At 62.9% G+C, this 20,579-nt stretch carries 17 protein-coding genes, 1 tRNA gene and 1 pseudogene; 14 read left to right on the forward strand and 5 right to left on the reverse strand.

Annotated elements, in window-relative coordinates; translation table 11 throughout:
* The first annotated feature begins 131 nt into the window (after window positions 1-131).
* The 5 genes from rimP (at window position 132) to truB (ending at window position 6,501) form a co-directional block, all read left to right on the forward strand.
* Window positions 132-620, forward strand: a complete 489-nt coding sequence (gene rimP, locus B4F51_RS10085; RefSeq protein ID WP_296225130.1) for a ribosome maturation factor RimP — start codon at window positions 132-134, stop codon at window positions 618-620.
* Window positions 617-2,092 carry a transcription termination factor NusA gene (nusA, locus tag B4F51_RS10090; protein WP_296225131.1) on the forward strand — a complete coding sequence of 492 codons (1,476 nt, stop codon included), beginning with the start codon at window positions 617-619 and terminating at the stop codon, window positions 2,090-2,092. Before rimP ends, nusA begins: the two co-directional genes overlap by 4 nt.
* Window positions 2,093-2,158: 66 nt before the next feature.
* On the forward strand, window positions 2,159-5,050 hold the full coding sequence (gene infB, locus B4F51_RS10095; protein ID WP_296225132.1) for a translation initiation factor IF-2: 2,892 nt from the start codon (window positions 2,159-2,161) through the stop codon (window positions 5,048-5,050).
* A gap of 123 nt (window positions 5,051-5,173) precedes the next feature.
* Window positions 5,174-5,545, forward strand: a complete 372-nt coding sequence (gene rbfA, locus B4F51_RS10100) for a 30S ribosome-binding factor RbfA (protein WP_296225133.1) — start codon at window positions 5,174-5,176, stop codon at window positions 5,543-5,545.
* Between the two features lie 2 nt (window positions 5,546-5,547).
* Window positions 5,548-6,501 carry a tRNA pseudouridine(55) synthase TruB gene (gene truB, locus B4F51_RS10105; RefSeq protein ID WP_296225144.1) on the forward strand — a complete coding sequence of 318 codons (954 nt, stop codon included), beginning with the start codon at window positions 5,548-5,550 and terminating at the stop codon, window positions 6,499-6,501.
* Window positions 6,502-6,577: 76 nt separating this feature from the next.
* Here truB and B4F51_RS10110 read toward each other — a convergent pair whose 3' ends face one another.
* The 4 genes from B4F51_RS10110 to B4F51_RS10125 form a co-directional block, all read right to left on the reverse strand.
* Window positions 6,578-8,134, reverse strand: coding sequence for a DHA2 family efflux MFS transporter permease subunit (locus B4F51_RS10110; RefSeq protein ID WP_296225146.1), 1,557 nt, complete (start codon window positions 8,132-8,134; stop codon window positions 6,578-6,580).
* 11 nt (window positions 8,135-8,145) lie between these two features.
* A complete protein-coding gene (locus B4F51_RS10115; protein WP_296225148.1) occupies window positions 8,146-9,426 on the reverse strand; it encodes an HlyD family secretion protein in 1,281 nt (426 codons plus the stop codon).
* Window positions 9,427-9,472: 46 nt separating this feature from the next.
* Window positions 9,473-11,020: an AdeC/AdeK/OprM family multidrug efflux complex outer membrane factor gene (locus tag B4F51_RS10120; protein WP_296225150.1), complete on the reverse strand. Its 1,548-nt coding sequence runs from the start codon at window positions 11,018-11,020 to the stop codon at window positions 9,473-9,475.
* A 62-nt stretch (window positions 11,021-11,082) separates the two neighbouring features.
* Window positions 11,083-11,601, reverse strand: a complete 519-nt coding sequence (locus tag B4F51_RS10125; protein WP_296225152.1) for a MarR family winged helix-turn-helix transcriptional regulator — start codon at window positions 11,599-11,601, stop codon at window positions 11,083-11,085.
* A 250-nt stretch (window positions 11,602-11,851) separates the two neighbouring features.
* Here B4F51_RS10125 and typA point away from each other — a divergent pair, with 250 nt between their 5' ends.
* Window positions 11,852-13,672 carry a translational GTPase TypA gene (gene typA / locus B4F51_RS10130; RefSeq protein ID WP_296225154.1) on the forward strand — a complete coding sequence of 607 codons (1,821 nt, stop codon included), beginning with the start codon at window positions 11,852-11,854 and terminating at the stop codon, window positions 13,670-13,672.
* A gap of 65 nt (window positions 13,673-13,737) precedes the next feature.
* Here typA and B4F51_RS10135 read toward each other — a convergent pair whose 3' ends face one another.
* On the reverse strand, window positions 13,738-14,652 hold the full coding sequence (locus tag B4F51_RS10135) for a sterol desaturase family protein (protein ID WP_296225155.1): 915 nt from the start codon (window positions 14,650-14,652) through the stop codon (window positions 13,738-13,740).
* A 151-nt stretch (window positions 14,653-14,803) separates the two neighbouring features.
* On the opposite strand from B4F51_RS10135, the gene B4F51_RS10140 reads away from it, so the two are divergent.
* The 8 genes and pseudogenes from B4F51_RS10140 to B4F51_RS10180 all read left to right on the forward strand — a co-directional run bounded on the left by B4F51_RS10140 (window position 14,804) and on the right by B4F51_RS10180 (window position 20,518).
* Window positions 14,804-15,913: an enoyl-CoA hydratase/isomerase family protein gene (locus tag B4F51_RS10140; protein WP_296225156.1), complete on the forward strand. Its 1,110-nt coding sequence runs from the start codon at window positions 14,804-14,806 to the stop codon at window positions 15,911-15,913.
* 41 nt (window positions 15,914-15,954) lie between these two features.
* Window positions 15,955-16,989: a tRNA dihydrouridine(20/20a) synthase DusA gene (gene dusA, locus B4F51_RS10145; RefSeq protein WP_296225157.1), complete on the forward strand. Its 1,035-nt coding sequence runs from the start codon at window positions 15,955-15,957 to the stop codon at window positions 16,987-16,989.
* A gap of 89 nt (window positions 16,990-17,078) precedes the next feature.
* A tRNA-His gene (locus B4F51_RS10150) sits at window positions 17,079-17,154 on the forward strand.
* A gap of 497 nt (window positions 17,155-17,651) precedes the next feature.
* The gene (locus B4F51_RS10160) at window positions 17,652-17,846 is read left to right on the forward strand and encodes a hypothetical protein (RefSeq protein WP_296225360.1); all 195 of its coding nucleotides are present in this window, start codon (window positions 17,652-17,654) and stop codon (window positions 17,844-17,846) included.
* Between the two features lie 42 nt (window positions 17,847-17,888).
* The gene (locus tag B4F51_RS10165; protein ID WP_296225158.1) at window positions 17,889-18,299 is read left to right on the forward strand and encodes a hypothetical protein; all 411 of its coding nucleotides are present in this window, start codon (window positions 17,889-17,891) and stop codon (window positions 18,297-18,299) included.
* A 51-nt stretch (window positions 18,300-18,350) separates the two neighbouring features.
* Window positions 18,351-18,539 (forward strand): annotated as a pseudogene (locus tag B4F51_RS24640) (IS3 family transposase); the annotation flags it as partial.
* A gap of 246 nt (window positions 18,540-18,785) precedes the next feature.
* Window positions 18,786-19,727 carry a hypothetical protein gene (locus B4F51_RS10175; RefSeq protein WP_296225159.1) on the forward strand — a complete coding sequence of 314 codons (942 nt, stop codon included), beginning with the start codon at window positions 18,786-18,788 and terminating at the stop codon, window positions 19,725-19,727.
* 254 nt (window positions 19,728-19,981) lie between these two features.
* Entirely contained in the window at window positions 19,982-20,518 is a 537-nt protein-coding gene (locus B4F51_RS10180; protein ID WP_296225160.1) for an HPF/RaiA family ribosome-associated protein, read from the forward strand.
* Window positions 20,519-20,579 lie beyond the last annotated feature (61 nt).

Raw genomic sequence — 20,579 nt, forward strand, 5'->3', positions numbered from 1 at the left:
CCTCAAGACGCATTACAATGTGAGTCTAATCAAAAGACATCCTGCAGAAGATGGGCGAATGATATGGGCGTTGCGCCCATTTTTTTTTGCTTCGGCAGGTTGGCAGTACCGGGAAATTCTTCAGGAAAAACGTGCATCTGACTGATCTGATTGAGAAAACCCTCGCCGCCATGGGTTACGAGCTGGTGGAAGTGGAACGCGCGCCGGCCGGGTTGCTGCGCGTGTATATCGATCAGGCGGAAAACGGCATCGTCATCGAAGATTGCGAGAAGGTGAGCCACCAGCTCACACGCGTCTTCGAAGTCGAAAACGTGAATTACGAGCGGCTGGAAGTGTCGTCGCCCGGGCTGGACCGCCCGCTGCGTACACTGTCCGATTTCACGCGTTTCGCAGGTTTGGAAGCGAAGGTGACGCTGCGCCTGCCGGTGGGTGGGCAGAAGAATTTCACGGGAGTCATTCAGGCCCCGACGGGGGAGCCCGGCCAAGAACGGATCGGCCTCGAGTTTGAGGGCAAGGAAGGCCCCGCACTGCTGGAATTCACGCTGTCGGAACTCGACCGTGCCCGGCTGGTGCCCGTGCTGGACTTCAAAGGAAATCGAAACAAAGGGAACAAGCAATGAGCCGCGAAGTTCTGTTGCTCGTCGATGCGCTTGCGCGTGAAAAGAACGTCGACAAGGATGTGGTGTTCGGGGCGCTGGAAGCCGCGCTGGCTTCAGCGACCAAGAAGCGCTTTGAAGAAGACGTGGATGTGCGCGTGGCGATCGACCGCGAGTCAGGTGAACACGAGACCTTCCGCCGCTGGCTGGTTGTTCCCGATGATGCCGGACTGCAGGAGCCGGACAAGCAGATCCTGCTGTTCGAGGCCAAGGAGCAGGACCCTGACGTCAACGTCGACGAGTTCATCGAAGAGCAGATCGAATCGGTCGAATTCGGCCGTATCGGCGCGCAGGCCGCCAAGCAGGTGATCCTGCAGCGTATCCGCGATGCCGAACGCGAACAGATCCTGAACGATTACCTCGATCGCGGCGAAAAGATCATGACCGGCACGATCAAACGTGCCGACAAGAAGGGTCTCATCGTCGAGTCCGGCCGCGTTGAAGCGTTGCTGGCGCGCGACCAGATGATCCCGAAGGAAAACCTGCGCACGGGCGACCGTGTCCGCGCGTACATCCTGAATGTCGACCGCACCGCACGCGGTCCGCAGATCGAGTTGTCGCGCACGTGCCCCGAGTTCCTCATCAAGCTCTTCGAGAACGAAGTGCCGGAAATGGAACAGGGCCTGCTGGAAATCAAGGCGGCCGCGCGTGACCCCGGTGTACGTGCGAAAATCGCGGTCGTGGCGCACGACAAGCGTATTGATCCGATCGGCACCTGCGTCGGTGTGCGCGGTACGCGCGTGACGGCGGTGCGCAATGAAGTCGGCGGCGAGGCCGTGGACATCGTGCTGTGGTCGGAGGATCCAGCGCAGTTCGTGATCGGCGCGCTGGCGCCAGCGCAAGTGCAGTCCATCGTCGTAGACGAGGAAAAGCACAGCATGGATGTGGTGGTCGACGAAGAGAACCTCGCCGTAGCCATCGGTCGTAGCGGCCAGAACGTGCGTCTGGCGTCTGAGCTGACCGGCTGGCAGATCAACATCATGACACCGGCCGAATCCGCGCAGAAGCAGGCGGAAGAAAGCTCCGTGGTCCGCAAGCTGTTCATGGACAAGCTGGACGTGGACGAGGAAGTCGCCGACATCCTGATCGAAGAGGGCTTCAGCTCGCTCGAAGAGGTGGCCTACGTGCCGCTGCAGGAAATGCTGGAGATCGAGGCGTTCGACGAAGACACCGTCAACGAGCTGCGCAACCGCGCCCGTGATGTGCTGTTGACGATGGAGCTGGCAAAGGAAGAGAAGGTCGAGAAGGTGTCGCAAGACCTGCGCGACCTCGAGGGGCTGACCCCGGAGCTGATCGGCAAGCTGGCCGAGGGGAACATCCAGACGCGTGACGACTTGGCTGAGCTGGCCGTTGACGAATTGGTCGAGATGACCGGCGTTGACGAAGAACAGGCCAAGGCGCTGATCATGAAGGCGCGTGAACACTGGTTTTCGTGACGTTGCGACCGAGCGTTGATCGTTTTTCGCAATCCTCACTTAAAACCAAGCATCGAAAGGGTTTGAATGGCAAGCACAACAGTTGCCCAACTCGCAGGCGAATTGAACCGTAGCGCATCGGCGCTGCTGGAACAGTTGCAAGCTGCGGGCGTGCAGAAGGCGACGCCGGAAGACGTCATCACCGAATCGGACAAGGCCCGTCTGCTCGACTATCTCAAGCGAGCTCACGGCAGTGCCGAGGATGGCGCGCGCAAGAAGATCACGATTACCAAACGCGAAACCAGCGAGATCCGCCAAGCGGATGCCACCGGCAAGACGCGCACCGTGCAAGTGGAAGTCAAGAAGAAGCGTGTGCTGGTCAAGCGTGAGGAGCCGAGCGCCGCTGCGCTGGAATCCGAGGCTGCGCTCGCCGCTTCTGTGATCAGCGCCGAAGAGACTGCGCGCCGCGAAGAAGAGCAACGCCACCAGGCAGAACTGCTTGCCCGCCAGGAAGCCGAGCTGAAGGCCCGTCAGGAGGCGATGGAGCGCGAGGAAGCTGAACGTCGCGCCCGCCAGGAAGCCGCCGAAGCCGAGCAGAAGCGCCAAGCTGAACTCGCTGCCAAGAAGGCGGAGGAGGAAGCCGTGGCAGCCCGTGCTGCAGCGGAAGCTGCGGAGGACGCCCCGCGCCGCAAGGCCGAGGAAGACGCTGTACGTCTGGCCGCAGAGCGCGAAGCCGCGCAGAAGGCTTCCGAGGAGGCACGTGTTGCTGCCGACAAGATCAAGGCCGAAGAGGACGCTGCGCGCAAGCGTCGCGAGGCTGCGGAAGCTGAAGCCCGCGCCATCCGCGAAATGATGAGTGCCCCGGCTCGCGTGCTGAAGACGCCGGCCGAGCGCAAGGCCGAAGAGAAGAAAGCCGAGCAATCGGGCACGCTGCACAAGCCGGTCAAGCCGGCTGGCGAAGCGCGTCCGGCCGCGGCTGCCAAGAAGCCGGCCGCGCCGGCCCCCGCTGCAGCCGCGCCCAGCGCGCCGAGCGGCGACAAGAAGGGTGGTCGCGGCAAGTCTGGCAATTGGCAGGATGACAATCGCGGCAAGCGTGGCGGTCTGAAAACGCGTGGTGACACCGGTGGCGGTGTCGACGGCTGGCGTGCCGGCTCCAAGGGCGGCCGCAACCGCCATGGCGACGACAACCGCAATGCCTTCCAGGCACCGACCGAGCCGGTCGTGCGAGAAGTGCACGTGCCGGAAACCATCTCCGTGGCCGATCTGGCGCACAAGATGTCGGTCAAGGCCGCCGAGGTCATCAAGCAGATGATGAAGCTCGGCCAGATGGTCACGATCAACCAGGTGCTGGACCAGGAGACCGCGATGATCGTGGTCGAGGAAATGGGCCACCAGGCGGTCGCTGCCAAGCTGGACGACCCGGAAGCGCTGCTGATCGAAGGCGCGGAAGAGCAGGTCAATGTCGAGGCGGAAACCCGTCCGCCGGTCGTGACCGTGATGGGCCACGTCGACCACGGCAAGACCTCGCTGCTGGACCACATCCGTCGCGCCAAGGTGGCGGCAGGGGAAGCTGGCGGCATCACGCAGCACATCGGCGCATACCACGTCGAGACCGACCGCGGCGTCATCACGTTCCTCGATACTCCGGGTCACGAGGCCTTCACGGCCATGCGTGCACGCGGTGCCAAGGCGACCGACATCGTGATCCTGGTGGTGGCTGCCGACGACGGCGTCATGCCGCAGACGAAGGAAGCCATCGCCCACGCAAAGGCGGCTGGCGTGCCTATCGTTGTGGCGATCAACAAGATCGACAAGCCTGAAGCCAACCCGGATCGCGTCAAGCAGGAACTGGTGGCTGAGAGTGTGATTCCGGAAGAGTACGGCGGTGAGTCGCCGTTCGTGCCGGTGTCGGCCAAAACCGGTCAGGGCATCGACGATTTACTGGAAAACGTGTTGCTGCAGGCCGAAGTGCTGGAGTTGAAGGCTCCGATCAACGCGCCGGCCAAGGGGCTGGTGGTGGAAGCGCAACTGGACAAGGGCAAGGGCCCGATTGCCACGGTGCTGGTGCAGAGCGGTACGCTCAAGCGCGGCGACGTGGTGCTCGCGGGAACGGCCTATGGCCGAGTGCGCGCCATGTTGGACGAGAACGGCAAGCCGGCCAAGGAAGCCGGTCCGTCGATCCCGGTGGAAATCCAGGGTCTGTCGGAAGTGCCGGGCGCCGGTGAGGAAGTCATGGTGCTGCCGGATGAGCGCAAGGCGCGCGAAATCGCGCTGTTCCGCCAGGGTAAGTTCCGCGATGTGAAGCTGGCACGCCAGCAGGCCGCCAAGCTGGAAAACATGCTGGAGCAGATGAGCGAAGGCGACGTGAAGTCGCTGCCGCTGATCATCAAGGCCGACGTGCAAGGTTCGCAAGAAGCGCTGGTGCATTCGTTGCAGAAGCTGTCGACCGCTGAGGTGCGTGTGCAGGTTGTGCACGCCGCAGTGGGCGGCATTACCGAGTCGGATGTCAACCTGGCAACTGCGTCGAAGGCCGTCATCATCGGCTTCAACACGCGGGCTGATGCGGGGGCGCGCAAGCTGGCCGAGCATCAGGGCATCGAAATCCGCTACTACAACATCATCTATGACGCAGTGGATGAGGTGAAGGCGGCGATGTCGGGCATGCTGTCGCCGGAGAAGCGCGAAGAGACCACGGGCACCGTCGAAGTGCGTCAGGTCTTCCACGTGCCGAAGGTTGGCGCGGTGGCCGGCTGTATGGTGCTGGACGGCATTGTCAAGCGCAACTCGCTGGTACGTGTGCTGCGTGACAACGTGGTTATCTTCTCGGGCGAACTGGATTCGCTCAAGCGCTTCAAGGACGATGTGAAGGAAGTGAAGCAAGGCTTCGAATGCGGCCTGTCGATCAAGAACTTCAACGACGTGAAGGAAGGCGATCATCTGGAGATCTACGAGATCACCGAGGTGGCGCGTACGCTGTAATGCACTGGCCGGACGCTTCGGTGTCCGGCTTGGTTTTGCGACGGTGGCCCGGGCGCGTCCCGCGCCACCGTTTTGTCTTTTGGGGCTGCGGCACGCGCCGTGGTTCCATATGGGGAACACACTATGCCGAAGAAATCGGGATCGGCCACGGGCCGCAACCTGCGCATCGCCGACCAGATCCAGCGCGATCTGGCCGAGCTGATCCAGCGCGAAATCAAGAACCCGGCGATGGGCCTGGTGACGCTGCAATCGGTGTCGCTCACGCCGGACTACGCACACGCCAAGATCTACTTCACGGTGCTGGGGGCTGAGCCGGCAGCGGCTGCCGCCATCCTGAACGAGAAGGCCGGCTATCTGCACTCGCTGCTGTTCAAGCGTTTGCACATCCATACCGTGCCGACGTTGCACTTCCACTTTGACAGCTCGGTCGAGCGCGGCATCGAGATGTCGCGCTTGATCGATGAGGCCAACGCCACGCGCGCCAAAGACGACTGACGATGGCCGACGAGCAACACCCGCGCCAGCCCCAACCGGCAAAGCCGCCGCGCCGCGATGTGCACGGGGTGCTACTGCTGGACAAGCCGATCGGCTGGTCGAGCAATGACGCGCTGATACGCGCCAAGCGCCTGCTGTGGGCCAAGAAGGCCGGGCATACCGGCACGCTCGATCCGCTGGCGACCGGCCTGCTGCCGTTGTGTTTTGGTGAGGCGACAAAGTTCTCGCAGGACCTGCTCGATGCGGATAAGACGTATGAGACTGTCGTGCGACTGGGCATCAAGACCAGCACGGCAGACGCCGAAGGCGAGGTGTTGAGCGAACGCCCGGTGTCGGTCACGCCTGCGCAGTTGCAGGCGGCTATCGCGCGCTTCGTCGGTGAAATCGACCAGGTACCGCCGATGCACTCGGCGCTCAAGAAGGACGGCAAACCGCTGTACGAATACGCTCGCGCGGGACAGACTGTGGAACGTGCCGCGCGCCGCGTGACAATCCACGCCATCGACGTGCTTGCGACCGATCTGGAATCCGCCGCGCCGACCGTCACGTTGCGTGTGTCGTGCAGCAAGGGCACATACATCCGCACGCTGGGCGAGGACATCGGCGAAGCGCTGAGCTGCGGTGCGCATCTGGTTGCGCTGCGCCGCACGCGGGTCGGCAACCTGACGCTGGAAGGCGCTGTTACGCTGGAAGCCTTGGATGCGGCTGCCGAGGGTACGCGGGCCGCGTTGCTGGCTCCGGTTGATGCGCTGCTGCAGACGCTGCCGCGCGTGGAGCTGGATGCGGAGGAAAGCCGCCGCTTCCTGCACGGCCAGCGCTTGCCATTGCGTTTGCCGCTGCCAAATGCCGATCAAGTCCGCGTCTATGGCGCGCGCGGTGACGCGGCGAATTCACTGCTTGGCGTAGCCGCCTGGCAAGACGGTGTGCTGAGGCCTGAACGGCTCGTGCATCTCTGATTTCACCAACGGACAAAAAAAGCCACGCGTGACTGCGTGGCTTTTTTGTTTAGGTGAGTCGACGTGAATGTGGTCGTCAGTGCGCTCCAGCTGCTGCCTCTGCGCCGCCCGCCGACTTGGCCGGCTTTGTCAGCCAGATGAAGACGATCAGCACGATGAACAACACCGCCGAGATCCAGAAGATGTCGTTGGCGCCAAGCATTGCAGCCTGTTGCGAGATCACGCGCTCGATCACACCATTGGCCTGCAGGTTGGGCATGCCCATCTGCGTGTACTGGTTGATCGACGATGCATAGGCCGGGTTGTACGGGTTCGTGTGCTCGACCAGTTGCGCGTGGTGCAGGGCAGAGCGGTTGTCCCACACCGTGGTCGAGATCGACGCGCCGATGCCGCCGAACATGATCCGCACGAAGTTCGACAGGCCCGAGGCCGCCGGAATCCGCTCGGGCGGTAGACCCGACAGGATGATCGACGTAAGCGGGATGAAGAACATCGCCATGGCGGCGCCCTGGATCAGCGTCGGGATCATCAGCGTCCAGGTGTCGACCTGCGTGGTGAAGTGCGAGCGCATCCAGAACACCAGCGCGAAGGTCAGGAACGCCGTGGTCGCTACCCAGCGCGCGTCCATCTTCGGAAGGTTCTTGCCGATCACGGGCGAGAGGATGATGGCGAAGATGCCCACCGGCGCCATGATCAGGCCCGCATCGGTGGCGGTGTAGCCGACGATGGTCTGCAGCCACAGTGGCAGGATCACCAGGTTGCCGAAGAACAGCCCGTATGCCACCGAAATGGCGACGACGCCTGCACTGAAATTGCGGCCCTTGAACAGCGTGAGGTCCACCACCGGGTGGTCTTCTGTCAGCTCCCACACCAGGAAGAATGCGAAGCCCACGATGGCGATCACCGTCAGGACGATGACCTCGGTCGAGTTGAACCAGTCGAGCTCCTTGCCACGGTCCAGCATCAACTGCAGCGAGCCAACCCAGATCACGAGCAGCGCCAGGCCGATCTTGTCGATCGGCAGAGAACGCGTTTGCGACTCACGATCCTTGTAGATGACCCATGTCGCGTAGGCGGCCAGGATGCCCACCGGGATGTTGATGTAGAAGATCCACGGCCAGGTCATGTTGTCCGAGATCCATCCACCGAAGATCGGTCCCATGATGGGTGCGACCAGCGTGGTCATGCCCCATAGCGCCAATGCCATCGAACTCTTGGCCGGTGGATAGGTGGACAGCAGCAGCGCTTGCGACAGCGGAATCATCGGGCCGGCCACCGCGCCCTGGATGATTCGCGCGGTGATCAGCGTGCCCATGTTGGGCGCCAGCCCGCACGCCCAGGACGCCAGCACGAACAGGATGATCGACGTGATGAACAGGCGCACCTGTCCGAAACGCTGCGTCAGCCACCCGGTGAGCGGAACCGAGATGGCGTTGGCCACCGCAAACGAGGTGATGACCCACGTGCCTTGGTTCGGCGCTACGCCCAGGTCGCCCGAGATGGCCGGGATCGACACGTTGGCGATGGACGAATCCAGCACGTTCATGAAGGTAGCCAGCGACAGTGCCACCGTACCGATTGCCAGTTTGGCGCCGGTCAGAGGTTGCAGCGGCTTGGGCGCGGCAGTTGCCATGCGTTGACCTTTTAGACCTTGGGTGCGGGTTGCGAACCACGCGGCGCGGAAGCAGCCGTCGCGTTGCCGGCAGCCGGCGCCGCGGCAGGTGCGGGAGCAGCAGCGCGGCCGGCGTTGTTGGTGATGATGCTGGCGATGACCTGGTCGGCGTCCTTGCCGGCTTGGTCATACACCGAAGTCTCCAGCGGCGAGGCGGCCGGCGTGGAGGCTAGGCTCTGGCCGCCTTCGTCATGGATGTCGACCTTCGCTTCCATCGACAGGCCCACGCGCAGCGGGTGATCCCTCAGCTCCTTCGGGTCGAGCGACACGCGCACCGGCAGGCGCTGCACAACCTTGATCCAGTTTCCCGTGGCGTTCTGCGCCGGCAGCAGCGAAAACGCCGAGCCCGTGCCCGCCGAGAAGCCCACCACCTTGCCGTGGTACGTCACACTGCTGCCATACACGTCAGCCACCAGTTCAACCGGCTGACCCACGCGCATGTGGCGCACCTGCACTTCCTTGAAGTTGGCGTCGACCCAGAGCTGGTCCAGCGGCACGATCGCCATCAGCGGCGTGCCCGGGGCGACGCGCTGGCCGACTTGCACCGAGCGCTTGGCGACGTAGCCCGTCACCGAGGCGGGCAGGCTGGTCCGTGCAAAGGCCAGATAGGCCTCGCGTACCTTGGCCGCAGCCTGCAGCACGTTCGGGTGACGCTCCAGGGTCGTCTGCTCGGTCAGCACACGGTTGCCTTGCAGTTGCTCCTTGGCCGTCTCGACGGCGGCTTGCGCTGCTTGCAGAGCGGTCTGCGCATGCGAAATTTCTTCTTGCGACACAGCACCCGAGCCAGCGATCTGCTTGCGGCGTGCAAGGTCGTCCTTTGCCTTGGCCAGATCGGACTCGCGCATGGTCAGCGTCGAGGAATAGGCACTGGTGTTCGAGTACAGAGTGCGCACCTGGCGCACCGTCTGCGCGAGCGACGCTTCGGCCTGCTCCAGCGCGACACGCGCATCGGCGCGATCCAGTTCGATCAGCGGTTGGCCGGCGGTGACGAGCTGTGTGTCGTCAGCGCGAATGGCGACCACGGTGCCTGCCACCTGCGGCGTCACCTGGACGACGTTGCCCTGTACGTACGCATCGTCGGTCGACTCGGACCAGCGGCCGTACAAGCCCCAGTAGAGGCCGTAGCCGACACCAGCGACCACCAGTGCGGCGGCCAGCGTCGTCAGCATGCGCTTGCGTTTTCCGTTGCCATTGCCGTTGGGTGTTGCCGCGGGGGCTGCGGACGGTGCGGCTTGGAGCTTGTTGTCACTCATGATGTTGGCTCGAAAGAATGCGTTGGAACGGTCGGTTCAATTCAAATCAGCTATGCGACGGGGCTTGTTGGGCTGCCTCGCTGGTCGTCGTGTGTTCAGGCTTGGTGCCGGGCAATGCTTCTGCCGTGTAGCCGCCTCCCAGCGCCTTGATCAGCGCCATCTGCACATCCAGGCGGCGTGCCTGCAGATCGGTGGCGAGCTTGCGCTGCTGCAGCACGGTCGTCTCGGCGTTGAGCACGGTCAATTGCGTGCCGAGGCCGGCGCCGTAGCGCGTGCGGGCAAGGCTGTATGCGCGCTCCGCTTCGGTCAGGGCAGTGCGCTGGACGTTGATTTGCGAATCAATGCTGTGCAGGGAGGTGATCTGGTCAGCCGTGTCGTGCAGGGCCTCGGTCAGCGTCTGGTTGTAGCTGGCCACCGCTGCGTCATAGTTTGCGTATTTGCCGCGCAGGTTGGCGCGCAGCTTGCCGCCCTGGAAGATCGGCAGCTTCAGCGCCGGGCCGATGCCAAGCTGGCGTGCATTACCCAGCAGCAGGTTCTCGGGCAGGATGGATGCCACCCCCAGGAAGGCGGAGAGGCTGATATCCGGCAGGAATTCCGCCTTGGCCACGTCGATGTCTTTCGACGCAGCTTCCACGCGCCAGCGCGCGGCCACGAGGTCCGGGCGACGGCCGATCAGGTCGATGGTCAGGTTGTCCGGCAGCTTGGGTGTCGTCTGTGCCAGCAGCGTCGGGCGGGCAATAGCGAGACCGCGATCCGGGCCCTTGCCGAGCAATGCGGCGATCTGGTTGCGCGCCAGGGCGATTTGCTCGTCGACTTGCTCAAGCTCGGTTTGCGCGGCGGCTACATTCGCGCGAGCTTGCGTAGCCTCGACCTGTGTATCGAGCCCCGCGCGCAGGCGCTGGCCGGCGAGCATGGTCAGATCTTTGCGTTGGTCGATGGTGCGTTGAGCGACATCGCGCTGGGCATACAACGCGGCCAGCTTGGCGTAGGTGCGGCCCACCGTGGTGGACAGCATCAGCCGGGCGGCCTGGCTTTCGGCTTCCATCGCCTTGTCGTCGGACAGCGCCGCCTCCAACGCCGAGCGGTTCTTGCCCCAGAAATCCAGGTCGTAGCTCACGCCCAACTGGATCTTCGATTCGGTGAACCAGTTGCCGCCCAGCGGCGTACCTTCAAACAGGTCATACGACGAGAGGCGCTGGCGCGTCATCTCGGCATCGAGCCCGACGCTTGGATACAGGTTGCCGCGCACGACGTCGGCCATCGCGCGCGAGGCGCGCACGCGGGCAAAGGCGACTTGGAGGTTCGGGTTGTCCTTGATGGCCTCGTCCACCAATGCTCGCAGTTGTGGGTCATCGAACTGGTCCACCCAGTTCTGCGACGGCCACTGGCCGCCTTGAGACGGCAGCGTTTGCGCGCTTGCCAGTTGCTCGGGCGAGGCCAGCGTCTGCGTGCTGTGCGAGTTGCCGAGGTTGGCACAGCCGGCCAGCACAGCCAGGGTAATGCTGCTCAAGGCCACCGCCAGGCGCGCCGGCCAGGGCGTCTGCGCGCGGCTGGGGGGGCAAAGTGCCTGGGTGGCGGAGTTCGAGGCGTTCATGTTGTTTTGAGGTGTCAGGCGATCGGGGAGACGATAGGGGGCGATCCGGGCGCAACGCCGCGTCAGTGATCGGTGGAGCGTGCGCGATTGCCTTCCGGGGCGGCGCCGTTGTCCAGCACGCGTTGCAGCAGGGCGCGCAGCATCTGGACTTCGGTCGGAGAAAAACCGGCAAAGAAGCGGTTCAGCACGTGCGTATAGATGGCCGGCATGCGGTCGGCCAGATCGCGGCCGGCCTCGGTCAGGCCCAGATGCACGACGCGGCGGTCGGACTCGCTGCGCACGCGTTCGATCAGGCCGCGCTTTTCCATGCGGCTCAACATGCGGGTGAGCGAGCCGATATCGGTGTTCAGTTCGCGGCCGAGATCGGTGGCGGTCTGGCAACGGCCGTTGGCGAGCAGCACCAGGCAACTGGCCTGGGAATGCGTCACGTCCATCTGCGCGACCTCCTGCTCGATCGCCATGGACAGCGCCGTCTTGGCGCGCCCGACGAGGTAGCCCACGCTTTCGCACATGCGGTAGTCCTCCACCCGGAACAGGGTTCCGGCAGCAACTTCGGTGGCGGGTCTTGTTTGTTCGGACATCTTATGTATGCACAATCATTGTCCGGACAAATATACGAATCGGCGCAGCAAACGGCAAGGTACTGAATGTGTGATTCCATTTTTGGAAATAATGCGTGATCTAATGATCGCTCTAGCAACGGTCCTTCATGGATTCGTCAAGGAGTGTCATCTCTTGCGCATCGCAGCATGCTAGAATGTCAGGTTATTCCGCGAGCTGTTTTGGGCGCTGTCCCTGGGCTCGTTTCACGTCTTTTCGAGTTCACATCCCATGCGCGCGCTTCGCAACATCGCCATCATTGCCCACGTTGACCACGGCAAAACCACACTGGTCGACCAGCTCCTCCGTCAGGCCGGCACGTTCCGCGAGAACGAGCAGATTGCCGAGCGCGTGATGGATTCGAACGACATCGAAAAAGAGCGCGGCATTACGATCCTGGCCAAGAACTGCGCGGTCGAGTACAACGGCACGCACATCAACATCGTCGACACCCCGGGCCACGCGGACTTCGGTGGCGAGGTGGAGCGCGTGCTGTCGATGGTCGATGGCGTGCTGCTGCTGGTGGATGCCGTGGAAGGCCCGATGCCGCAGACGCGTTTTGTGACGCGTAAGGCGCTGGCCCTGGGCCTCAAGCCCATCGTGGTGATCAACAAGGTGGACCGCCCGGGCGCGCGTCCGGAGTGGGTGATCAACCAGACCTTCGACCTGTTCGACAAGCTGGGCGCCAACGACGACCAGCTCGATTTCCCGGTGGTGTACGCCTCGGGCCTGAACGGTTACGCCGGCTTGACTGAAGACGTGCGCAGCGGCGACATGAAGCCGCTGTTCGAGACCATCCTCGACAAGGTGCCGCAACGTAACGACGACCCGAACGGCCCGTTCCAACTGCAGATCATCTCGCTGGACTACTCCAGCTATGTCGGCAAGATCGGTGTGGGCCGCATCACGCGTGGCCGTGTGCGTCCGCTGCAGGACGTGGTGGTCAAGTTCGGCCCGGATGGCGCGCCGATCAAGGGCCGTGTCAACCAGGTGCTGAAGTTCCGCGGCCTGGAGCGCGAGCTGGTGCAGGAAGCCGAAGCCGGCGATATCGTGCTGATCAACGGTATTGAAGAGCTGGGCATTGGCTGCACGGTGTGCGCCCCGGATGCCCAGGAAGCGCTGCCGATGCTGAAGGTGGACGAGCCGACGCTGACCATGAATTTCTGCGTCAACACCTCGCCACTGGCCGGCCGCGAAGGCAAGTTCGTGACCAGCCGCCAACTGCGCGACCGCCTGGATCGCGAGTTGAAGTCCAACGTGGCGCTGCGCGTGAAGGACACCGGCGACGACACGATCTTCGAAGTGTCCGGCCGCGGTGAGTTGCACCTGACCATCCTGGTGGAAAACATGCGCCGCGAAGGCTACGAGCTGGCCGTGTCGCGCCCGCGCGTGGTGTTCAAGGAAATCGACGGCGTGAAGTGCGAGCCGTTCGAGCGCCTGACCGTGGACGTGGAAGATGGTCACCAGGGCGGCGTGATGGAAGAGCTGGGCCGCCGCAAGGGCGAACTGCTCGACATGGCGTCGGACGGCAAGGGTCGCACCCGCCTGGAATACCGCATTCCGGCACGTGGCCTGATCGGCTTCCAGGGCGAGTTCCTGACGCTGACGCGCGGCACCGGCCTGATCAGCCACATCTTTGACGACTACTCGCCGGTCAAGGAAGGCGACCTGGGCGAGCGCCACAACGGTGTACTGATCTCGCAGGACGACGGCGCTGCCGTGGCCTACGCGCTGTGGAAGCTGCAGGATCGCGGCCGCATGTTCGTGTCGCCCGGCGATGCGCTGTACGAAGGCATGATCATCGGCATCCACAGCCGTGACAACGACTTGGTCGTCAACCCGATCAAGGGTAAGCAACTGACCAACGTGCGCGCCTCGGGCACAGACGAAGCTGTGCGCTTGGTCCCGCCGATCCAGATGTCGCTCGAATACGCGGTGGAATTCATCGCCGACGATGAGTTGGTGGAAGTCACGCCCAAGAGCATCCGCCTGCGCAAGCGTCACCTGAAGGAGCACGAGCGCAAGCGCGCTGCGCGTGAGGAAACGGTCTGATTTCCAAGTGATCTGCCAGCAAAACGCCCCGATTCGTCGGGGCGTTTTGTTTTGATGGCGCGGCGTTAGAAGGGAGAGCCTACGCTGCTCGGCTCGGTTGTCACGGTCGAACGCGGGCTACGCCACTCGGGCGGTTTCCACAGATAGCGGATGTCGCGATCGCGGAACACATCGGCCCACATGTCACGCCACTCGTGGAAGGTGAGGGTGATCGGGTTGTGTGTGCGAACCTGCCGCGTGATGCCGAATGTGGGCGCTTCTTCCTCGGGCACGAAGCTGCCGAACATGCGGTCCCAGATGGTGAGCACGCCGGCGTAGTTGCGGTCGATGTACTGCGGGTTCTTGGCGTGATGCACGCGGTGCACGGAAGGCGTATTGACGTACTGCCCGAGCCAGCGCCAGAAGCCTGCGTAGCGTGAGTCCAGTGCCCCCAGCCGCGTGTGCACGAAGAACTGGAACGCCAGGTTCAGGCCCACTGCCAGGATCACCCAATCCGGTGTAAAGCCGATCCATGCGAGCGGAATCCAGAACAGCCACATCCCAGAGATTGGGTAAGTCAGGCTCTGCCGGAACGCCGTGGAGAAATTCATCCCCTCCGACGAATGGTGCGTCACGTGCGACGCCCACATCCAGCGCACGCGATGGCTGGCGCGGTGGAAGAAGTAGTAGAGAAAGTCCTGCAGCAGCAGTAGCAGGGCGAACGACCACCACGTCTCGGGCACCGCGCGCAGGCCGTGGCTGTATGTCCACGCATACACGGTTTTGACCATCAGCCACAGGAAGAACGCGTCGGATGCCTGGTGCATCAGCGCGAGACAGGCGTTTGAGGCGGTGTCCTTGAGGCTATAGACGGAGGGATCGCGTTTGCGCCAGTACCACACTTCCGCGCCGATGGTAAGCAGGAAGACCGGCGCAAAAGCCAGCAGGATCAGGCCTGGGTCGAAACTGGAAGCGCCGGCGGCGCCGTTGGCAGGGGTCATTGGATTTTTGTGATGTGTGTTGTCTCCAATCGGCAGATATACGCCCAACACGTGCGCTGCGAAAGGGGGCTCGCTAGAAGCCTTCCTCGTATAAGCAGCCCTGTCGTGTACAGTGCGACCCGTCATACCCAAAACACACAATATGAGAGACATGGAATCCACCGTTTTGACTGCGCCGCAAGCCGACGTGCAACCCAACGTGATCGCCGAGGTGCGCGGTGGCATTGGCTGGCTGACGCTGAACCGGCCGCAGGCCCTGAACGCGCTGTCGCTGGAGATGATCCGTGCGCTATCGCATGCGCTGCTGGCGTGGCAGCATGACCCAGAGGTGCATGCCGTCATTCTGTGCGGCGAAGGCGGTAAGGCCTTGTGCGCCGGGGGCGACATCCGCTTCTTCCACCGCGCTGCCAAGGCGGGCGACCCGCAGCTCGTCACGTTCTTCACCGAGGAATACCGCCTCAACCACCTGATCTTCCGCTACGCCAAGCCTTACATCGCGCTGATGGACGGCGTGGTGATGGGCGGCGGCATGGGTATCTCGCAGGGCGCGTCGCTGCGCGTGGTGACTGAGCGCACGAAAATGGCCATGCCCGAGACCAACATTGGCCTGTTCCCGGACGTTGGCGGCGGCTGGTTCCTGGCACGCGTGCCGGGTAATGTGGGCGAATATCTGGGCGTGACTGGGCAGATGATCGAGGCTGCGGACGCATTGTCGGTTGGCCTGGCTGATTGCCATGTCACCACGCAAGCGCTGGACGCCGTTGTGCAGCGCTTGCGCGAAGGCGACTGGAGCAGCGCCGAGCAGATTGCTGCGTGCCTGACCGAAGCCGCCACCGAGCCGGATGCTGCCAAGATGGTCATTGCCCCGCATCGCGCCGCGATCGACGCGTGCTTTGGCCAAGCCACCGTACCGGCCATCCTGGCCGAACTGGCGGGCAGTGCCGACGCCGACTGGGCTGCACAGACTGCCACACAGATGGTCAAGCGGTCGCCGCTGATGATGGCCGTAACGTTGGAGCAGATCCGCCGCGGCCGCCACACCACCCTGGCCGATGAGTTGCGCCGCGAGTTGGACATGATGACGCACGTGTTTGCTGAGGGCGACGGCATCGAAGGCATTCGTGCACTTGCTGTCGACAAGGACCATTCGCCCAAATGGAAGCACGCCAGCATCGACGCCGTGCGCGCCGACGAGGTGGCCGTGTTCTTCATCTCGCCGTGGCGTCGTGAGCAGCATCCGCTGCTGGGGTTGTTGGACTAGAACCGGTAAACTGCGCGCCTGATTGAACTGTTGATCTTGCTGTGACTGCTGAACGCCCTACGCCGAACCCGCGCCGCCTGTCTGTTGCTCCGATGATGGATTGGACGGACAGGCATTGTCGCTATTTCCACCGCCAGATCAGTCGCCACACCTGGCTTTACACGGAAATGGTGACCACCGGCGCGCTCCTGCACGGTGATGTGCCGCGCCACCTCGATTTCGACGAGGTGGAGCACCCGGTCGCGCTGCAGTTAGGCGGCAGTGAGCCAGACGATCTGGCCCAGGCCGCGCGCCTCGGCCAGCAATGGGGGTACAAAGAGATCAACGTCAATTGCGGTTGCCCATCCGAGCGCGTGCAGCGCGGCGCGTTCGGCGCGTGCCTGATGGCCGAGCCCAAACTGGTGGCCGAGGGTGTCAAGGCAATGCGCGATGCGGTGTCGATTCCGGTCACGGTCAAGCACCGTATCGGCATCGATGCGATCGAGACGTACGACTTCGTGCGCGATTTCGTCGGCACCATCGCCGAGGCGGGGTGCGAGACGTTCATCGTCCATGCACGCAACGCCATCCTTAAGGGTTTGAGCCCGAAGGAGAACCGTGAGATTCCGCCGCTGCGTTATGAGGTTGTCTACCAGCTCAAGCGCGATTTCCCGCATCTGGAGATCCTGCTGAATGGTGGCGTGCAGACGCTGGAGCAAATCGATGCGCACCTGGCTCACGTTGACGGCGTGATGATCGGCCGCGAGGCATATCACCATCCGCACTTGATGGCCGCGTTCGACGCGCGTTACTACGGCGCCAGTTCGGAGGCGCCCTCGCGCGCAGAAGTGGAAGACGAGATGATTGCTTACGTCGGCCGCTGGGTGGAGCGCGGCGGCTATGCCGGCGCGGCAGTGCGGCACATGTTGGGGTTGTATCGAGGCGTGGCAGGCGCGCGTGGCTGGCGGCGCGTGTTGTCGGATTCCAAGGCGCTCGGACGCGTGAAGACGCGAGCGGACGCACAGGCGTTGTTCAATGAGGCGCGTGCACACCTGCGGCGTGGCGAGGAATTGGGCGAAGAGGCGGTCGCCGCATAAATTGCACCGCCCCCTAGCCATGCTGGAAGAATGTTTGTATAATCGCGTTTTTCGCCGAGCAGCAATCAGTTCAAGCTGTTCGTACGATGGTGGCTGTAGCTCAGTTGGTAGAGTCCCAGATTGTGATTCTGGTCGTCGTGGGTTCGAGTCCCATCAGCCACCCCAAAGAGATTCCTTAAAAATCAGGCGCTTAGGCGCCTGTTTTTGTTTGCAGGGGAAGAGTCGGGGAAGAAAGCGTCGATTCCAGCCGTGACATCTCCACATCATCCTGGCCGCCGTCAATCCATCTTGCGTAGGTCCGCAGGAACATCTCTACGCTGTGTCCAGGCTGCTTCGCACAGAAGGCCGGAGTCACCCCAGCCATCAGCATCGCAGTCGCGTACGTGTGACGCATGTTGTACTGCCGTCGGTAACGTATCCCCAAGAACTTGAAGCTGGGCGTCCAGTAACTGCGCCTGAACGCACGCTCGTCGACCCAAGCCGCGCTGTACCGAGGATATTGAAAGACCGCGGCGCCGGCGGCTTGTGTGTGCTGTCGTTGGCGTGCAATTGCCGCGCGTGTTCGGTTGTTCAACTTCACTGTCCGCGCCGTATTGGTCTCGCAAAATTTGCGATCAGCGACTCCCGATTGTCCAAGTCCGATTTCTATCCTGCAGTCTCTGTTGCCCCACATCCGCCCGGTTCGCAAGTGGGCGAACGCCAATCAGCCAAAGGTGGGGTTTTCGATCTTCAGTTTCCACCTGCGGATACTGGTCGAGAACCGGATGCTACTTCTGTATCCCCGCTTCGCAATCAAGGCCGGGGACGGCGTCGCCTATACGTCGGAAGTTTCAGACGATTGCACCTTCATCGGATGACCGTCCTATACCACCAGACGGTGGGCGATCTCCAGCGACAAGATGCTGTTCAAGCAGTACTGCTTGGAGGCGGGGGTGCGCACGCCGCCCGTTGGGGATGCGGAACTCGATGGTTTGATGAACTTCATCATCAAGCCGCGCAGATCCTTGTTCAGTGATGGCATTCGCGGCTCGCTCCGGCCCAACGCGCTGAATCGCGAGTTGTGTGGTGACGGTGATGTGCGTGAGGCTTTCATCTCCGGAAAGATCGTCAAGGCTTGGTATTGGCACGGAGTCATCGTCGCCGTCGAAGTGATGGATTTCCCCGTTGTCTATGGCGATGGCATGCGGTCGATCGGTCAGATCGTATTGGCGCGTCACCGGCGCGGATACGAAGCCGGTGAGCCCGGAACAGATGGACTTGGCTTGCTTGCGAGCAGAGGTGGCGCGCCTGAAGATGGAGCGCGACATTAGATCACAAGGTGTTGCGATCACCCGTTGAACGCGCCGCGGCCTACTTCGCCACGAGGGGCGTGGCCGGTCAATTTGATGTGCGAGGCGCTCGGTATTTCGCGAAGCGGCTTCGACGCGCGACTGGATCGGCCGCGAAGTCTGCGCCGCCTGAACGATGAGGTACTGGGTAAACGGGTACGACGGAGCTTTGTCGCCAGCGACCGCGTGTATGGTGCACGACGCGTGTGGCATGACCTGCTCGCCTTCACACCACTGCTGTTCACGTACGTCATTCCGATTGGGGTCCGAGATGAAACTGTGGGCCGCCATCCTATCCTGTCTATTGAGCGTTCCCTATTTTGTGGCACCGCTCGCACACTGGCGTCGTTCCCGCGAAAGCGGGAATCCAGTATCTTGAAAGCCGCTGGGTTCCTGCCTTCGCGGGCGACAACAATAAGCAGTGCCGAGAATTTGGAAGCCATGAATTGAGGAAGGACGGCGGGAGCGGTGGCATTCCGCGCCGTGGAGAACTTGCATCAGCAAGGAGCAGCCATGAGAAAGCGATCGGTTGCTGTGGTCGGACTGGGCAATCTGGGGCGCCGATGTGCCGAAGCCTTGTCCACAGACCCGTTCCTGGCGTTGGTCGGGGTGGTGCGCCGCAGCGATCAGCCGCCGGTCGCGTGGCTCAAGGCGCCTGTTGTTGAGCACATCCGCGAATTAGGCGTGGTCGATGTGGCGCTGCTTTGCGTGCCGCCCGACGTCGTGCCGGGCGCAGCGAGGGAATTGTTGCAAGCCCGCATCCCGGTGGTGGAATGCGCGCGCCTGCACGGCGAGGCGTTTGTTGAGCACAAGGCGGAAATGGACCGGGTTGCGCATCTGTACGGGGTCGCGGCCGTCGTTGGCGCTGGGTGGGATCCGGGCCTCTTCTCCGTGTTCCGCAGCCAGTTTGCCTTGCTGGTTCCACACGGCCATACGCAGAGCAGCCTGCACACCGGAGCGAGCTTGCATCACACATTGGCGGCACAAGGCATCGCGGGCGTTCGGCAGGCGCTGGCCACGGAGCTGAAAACGCTGGATAACACCGGCCAGCGTTATGTGTATGTCGAGCTGGAGCCAGGAACCGATGTGGCTGCAGTGGAGCGCGCCATCCGGCAGGACCCGACGTACCTGGATGAGCAAACGTACGTGTTCCCGGTGGACAGCATTGCCGCGCTGGAACAACAGAATCGCGGTGTGCTGCTGGAGCGTCATTCGGCTCGCGGGCACGCCGATCATACGTCGCTTTTGCTGGAAGCGCGCTTTGATGAAGCACGACTGGCCGCACAGATCATGCTGGCCGCTGCGCGCGCACTGCCGTGGCTACGGGCGGGCGCTTATTCGTTGCTCGATGTTGCGCCCGGCCTGCTCTGGGGGGCGCAAAGCCTCGCCACAGAGAAGCAATGGATATGATGCCGCGGCGCGCTTCGGCCCGCCCGGACGCGGCGAGTAGGCGTGTTGACATGGATCATTCCGCCCGTAGGCGGGCAGGCTAGTGTTAGCGCATGAGCCCACGATTTCCTGGTCATGCACTCTTGACGACCGCTGTCTTGCGGCGGCAAGCACTGGCGAAGCGACTCCTGCGGCAGCACAAGCAGCAGCCTGCAGTATCGCCAAGCAATATCGGGCCGGGCCGTCGCGCCACGTATCCTCTGCAGGAGTCCTCCATGCAACAGCCGATACAGATCGTTTTCCGCGAAGTCCCCCACTCTGACGCGGTCGAAGCCGCCATCCAGGAGAAGGTCGAAAAGCTCGACCAGTTTGCCGAGCACCTGATGTCATGCCGCGTGACTGTCGGCATGATCCAGCGGCACAAGCACCAGGGTAAGCTCTACAACATTCGGATTGACCTGACCGCGCCGGGCGGTGAAATCGTCGTCAACCGGGATCAGGCCGAAGACATCTACGTCGCCATTCGCGATGCATTCGACCACGCCAAGCGCAAGCTAGAAGACCACATTCGGCGGGTTCGCGGCGACATCAAGACACACGAGCCGGAGTTGCGCGGTGAGATTGCGCGACTGTATCCGGCCGAAGGGTATGGCTTCATCGCCACGGACGATGGCGGGGAGTTCTACTTTCACCGCTTCAACGTGATCCACCCAGACTTCGAGCAGCTTGAGGTCGGCAATAAAGTGAAGTTCGTTGAAGATGGAGCGGGCAAGGAGCCGCAGGCCAGCCACGTAAGCCGATACGAGGGGTGAGGGGAGCGGGTCGCGCCGGGACGCCTGCCACCTGGAATGTTCTGATCCGCTGCCGGTAATG

Origin of the sequence: Ralstonia sp. UBA689 (assembly GCF_002298975.1) — a bacterium.
Classification (GTDB): domain Bacteria; phylum Pseudomonadota; class Gammaproteobacteria; order Burkholderiales; family Burkholderiaceae; genus Ralstonia.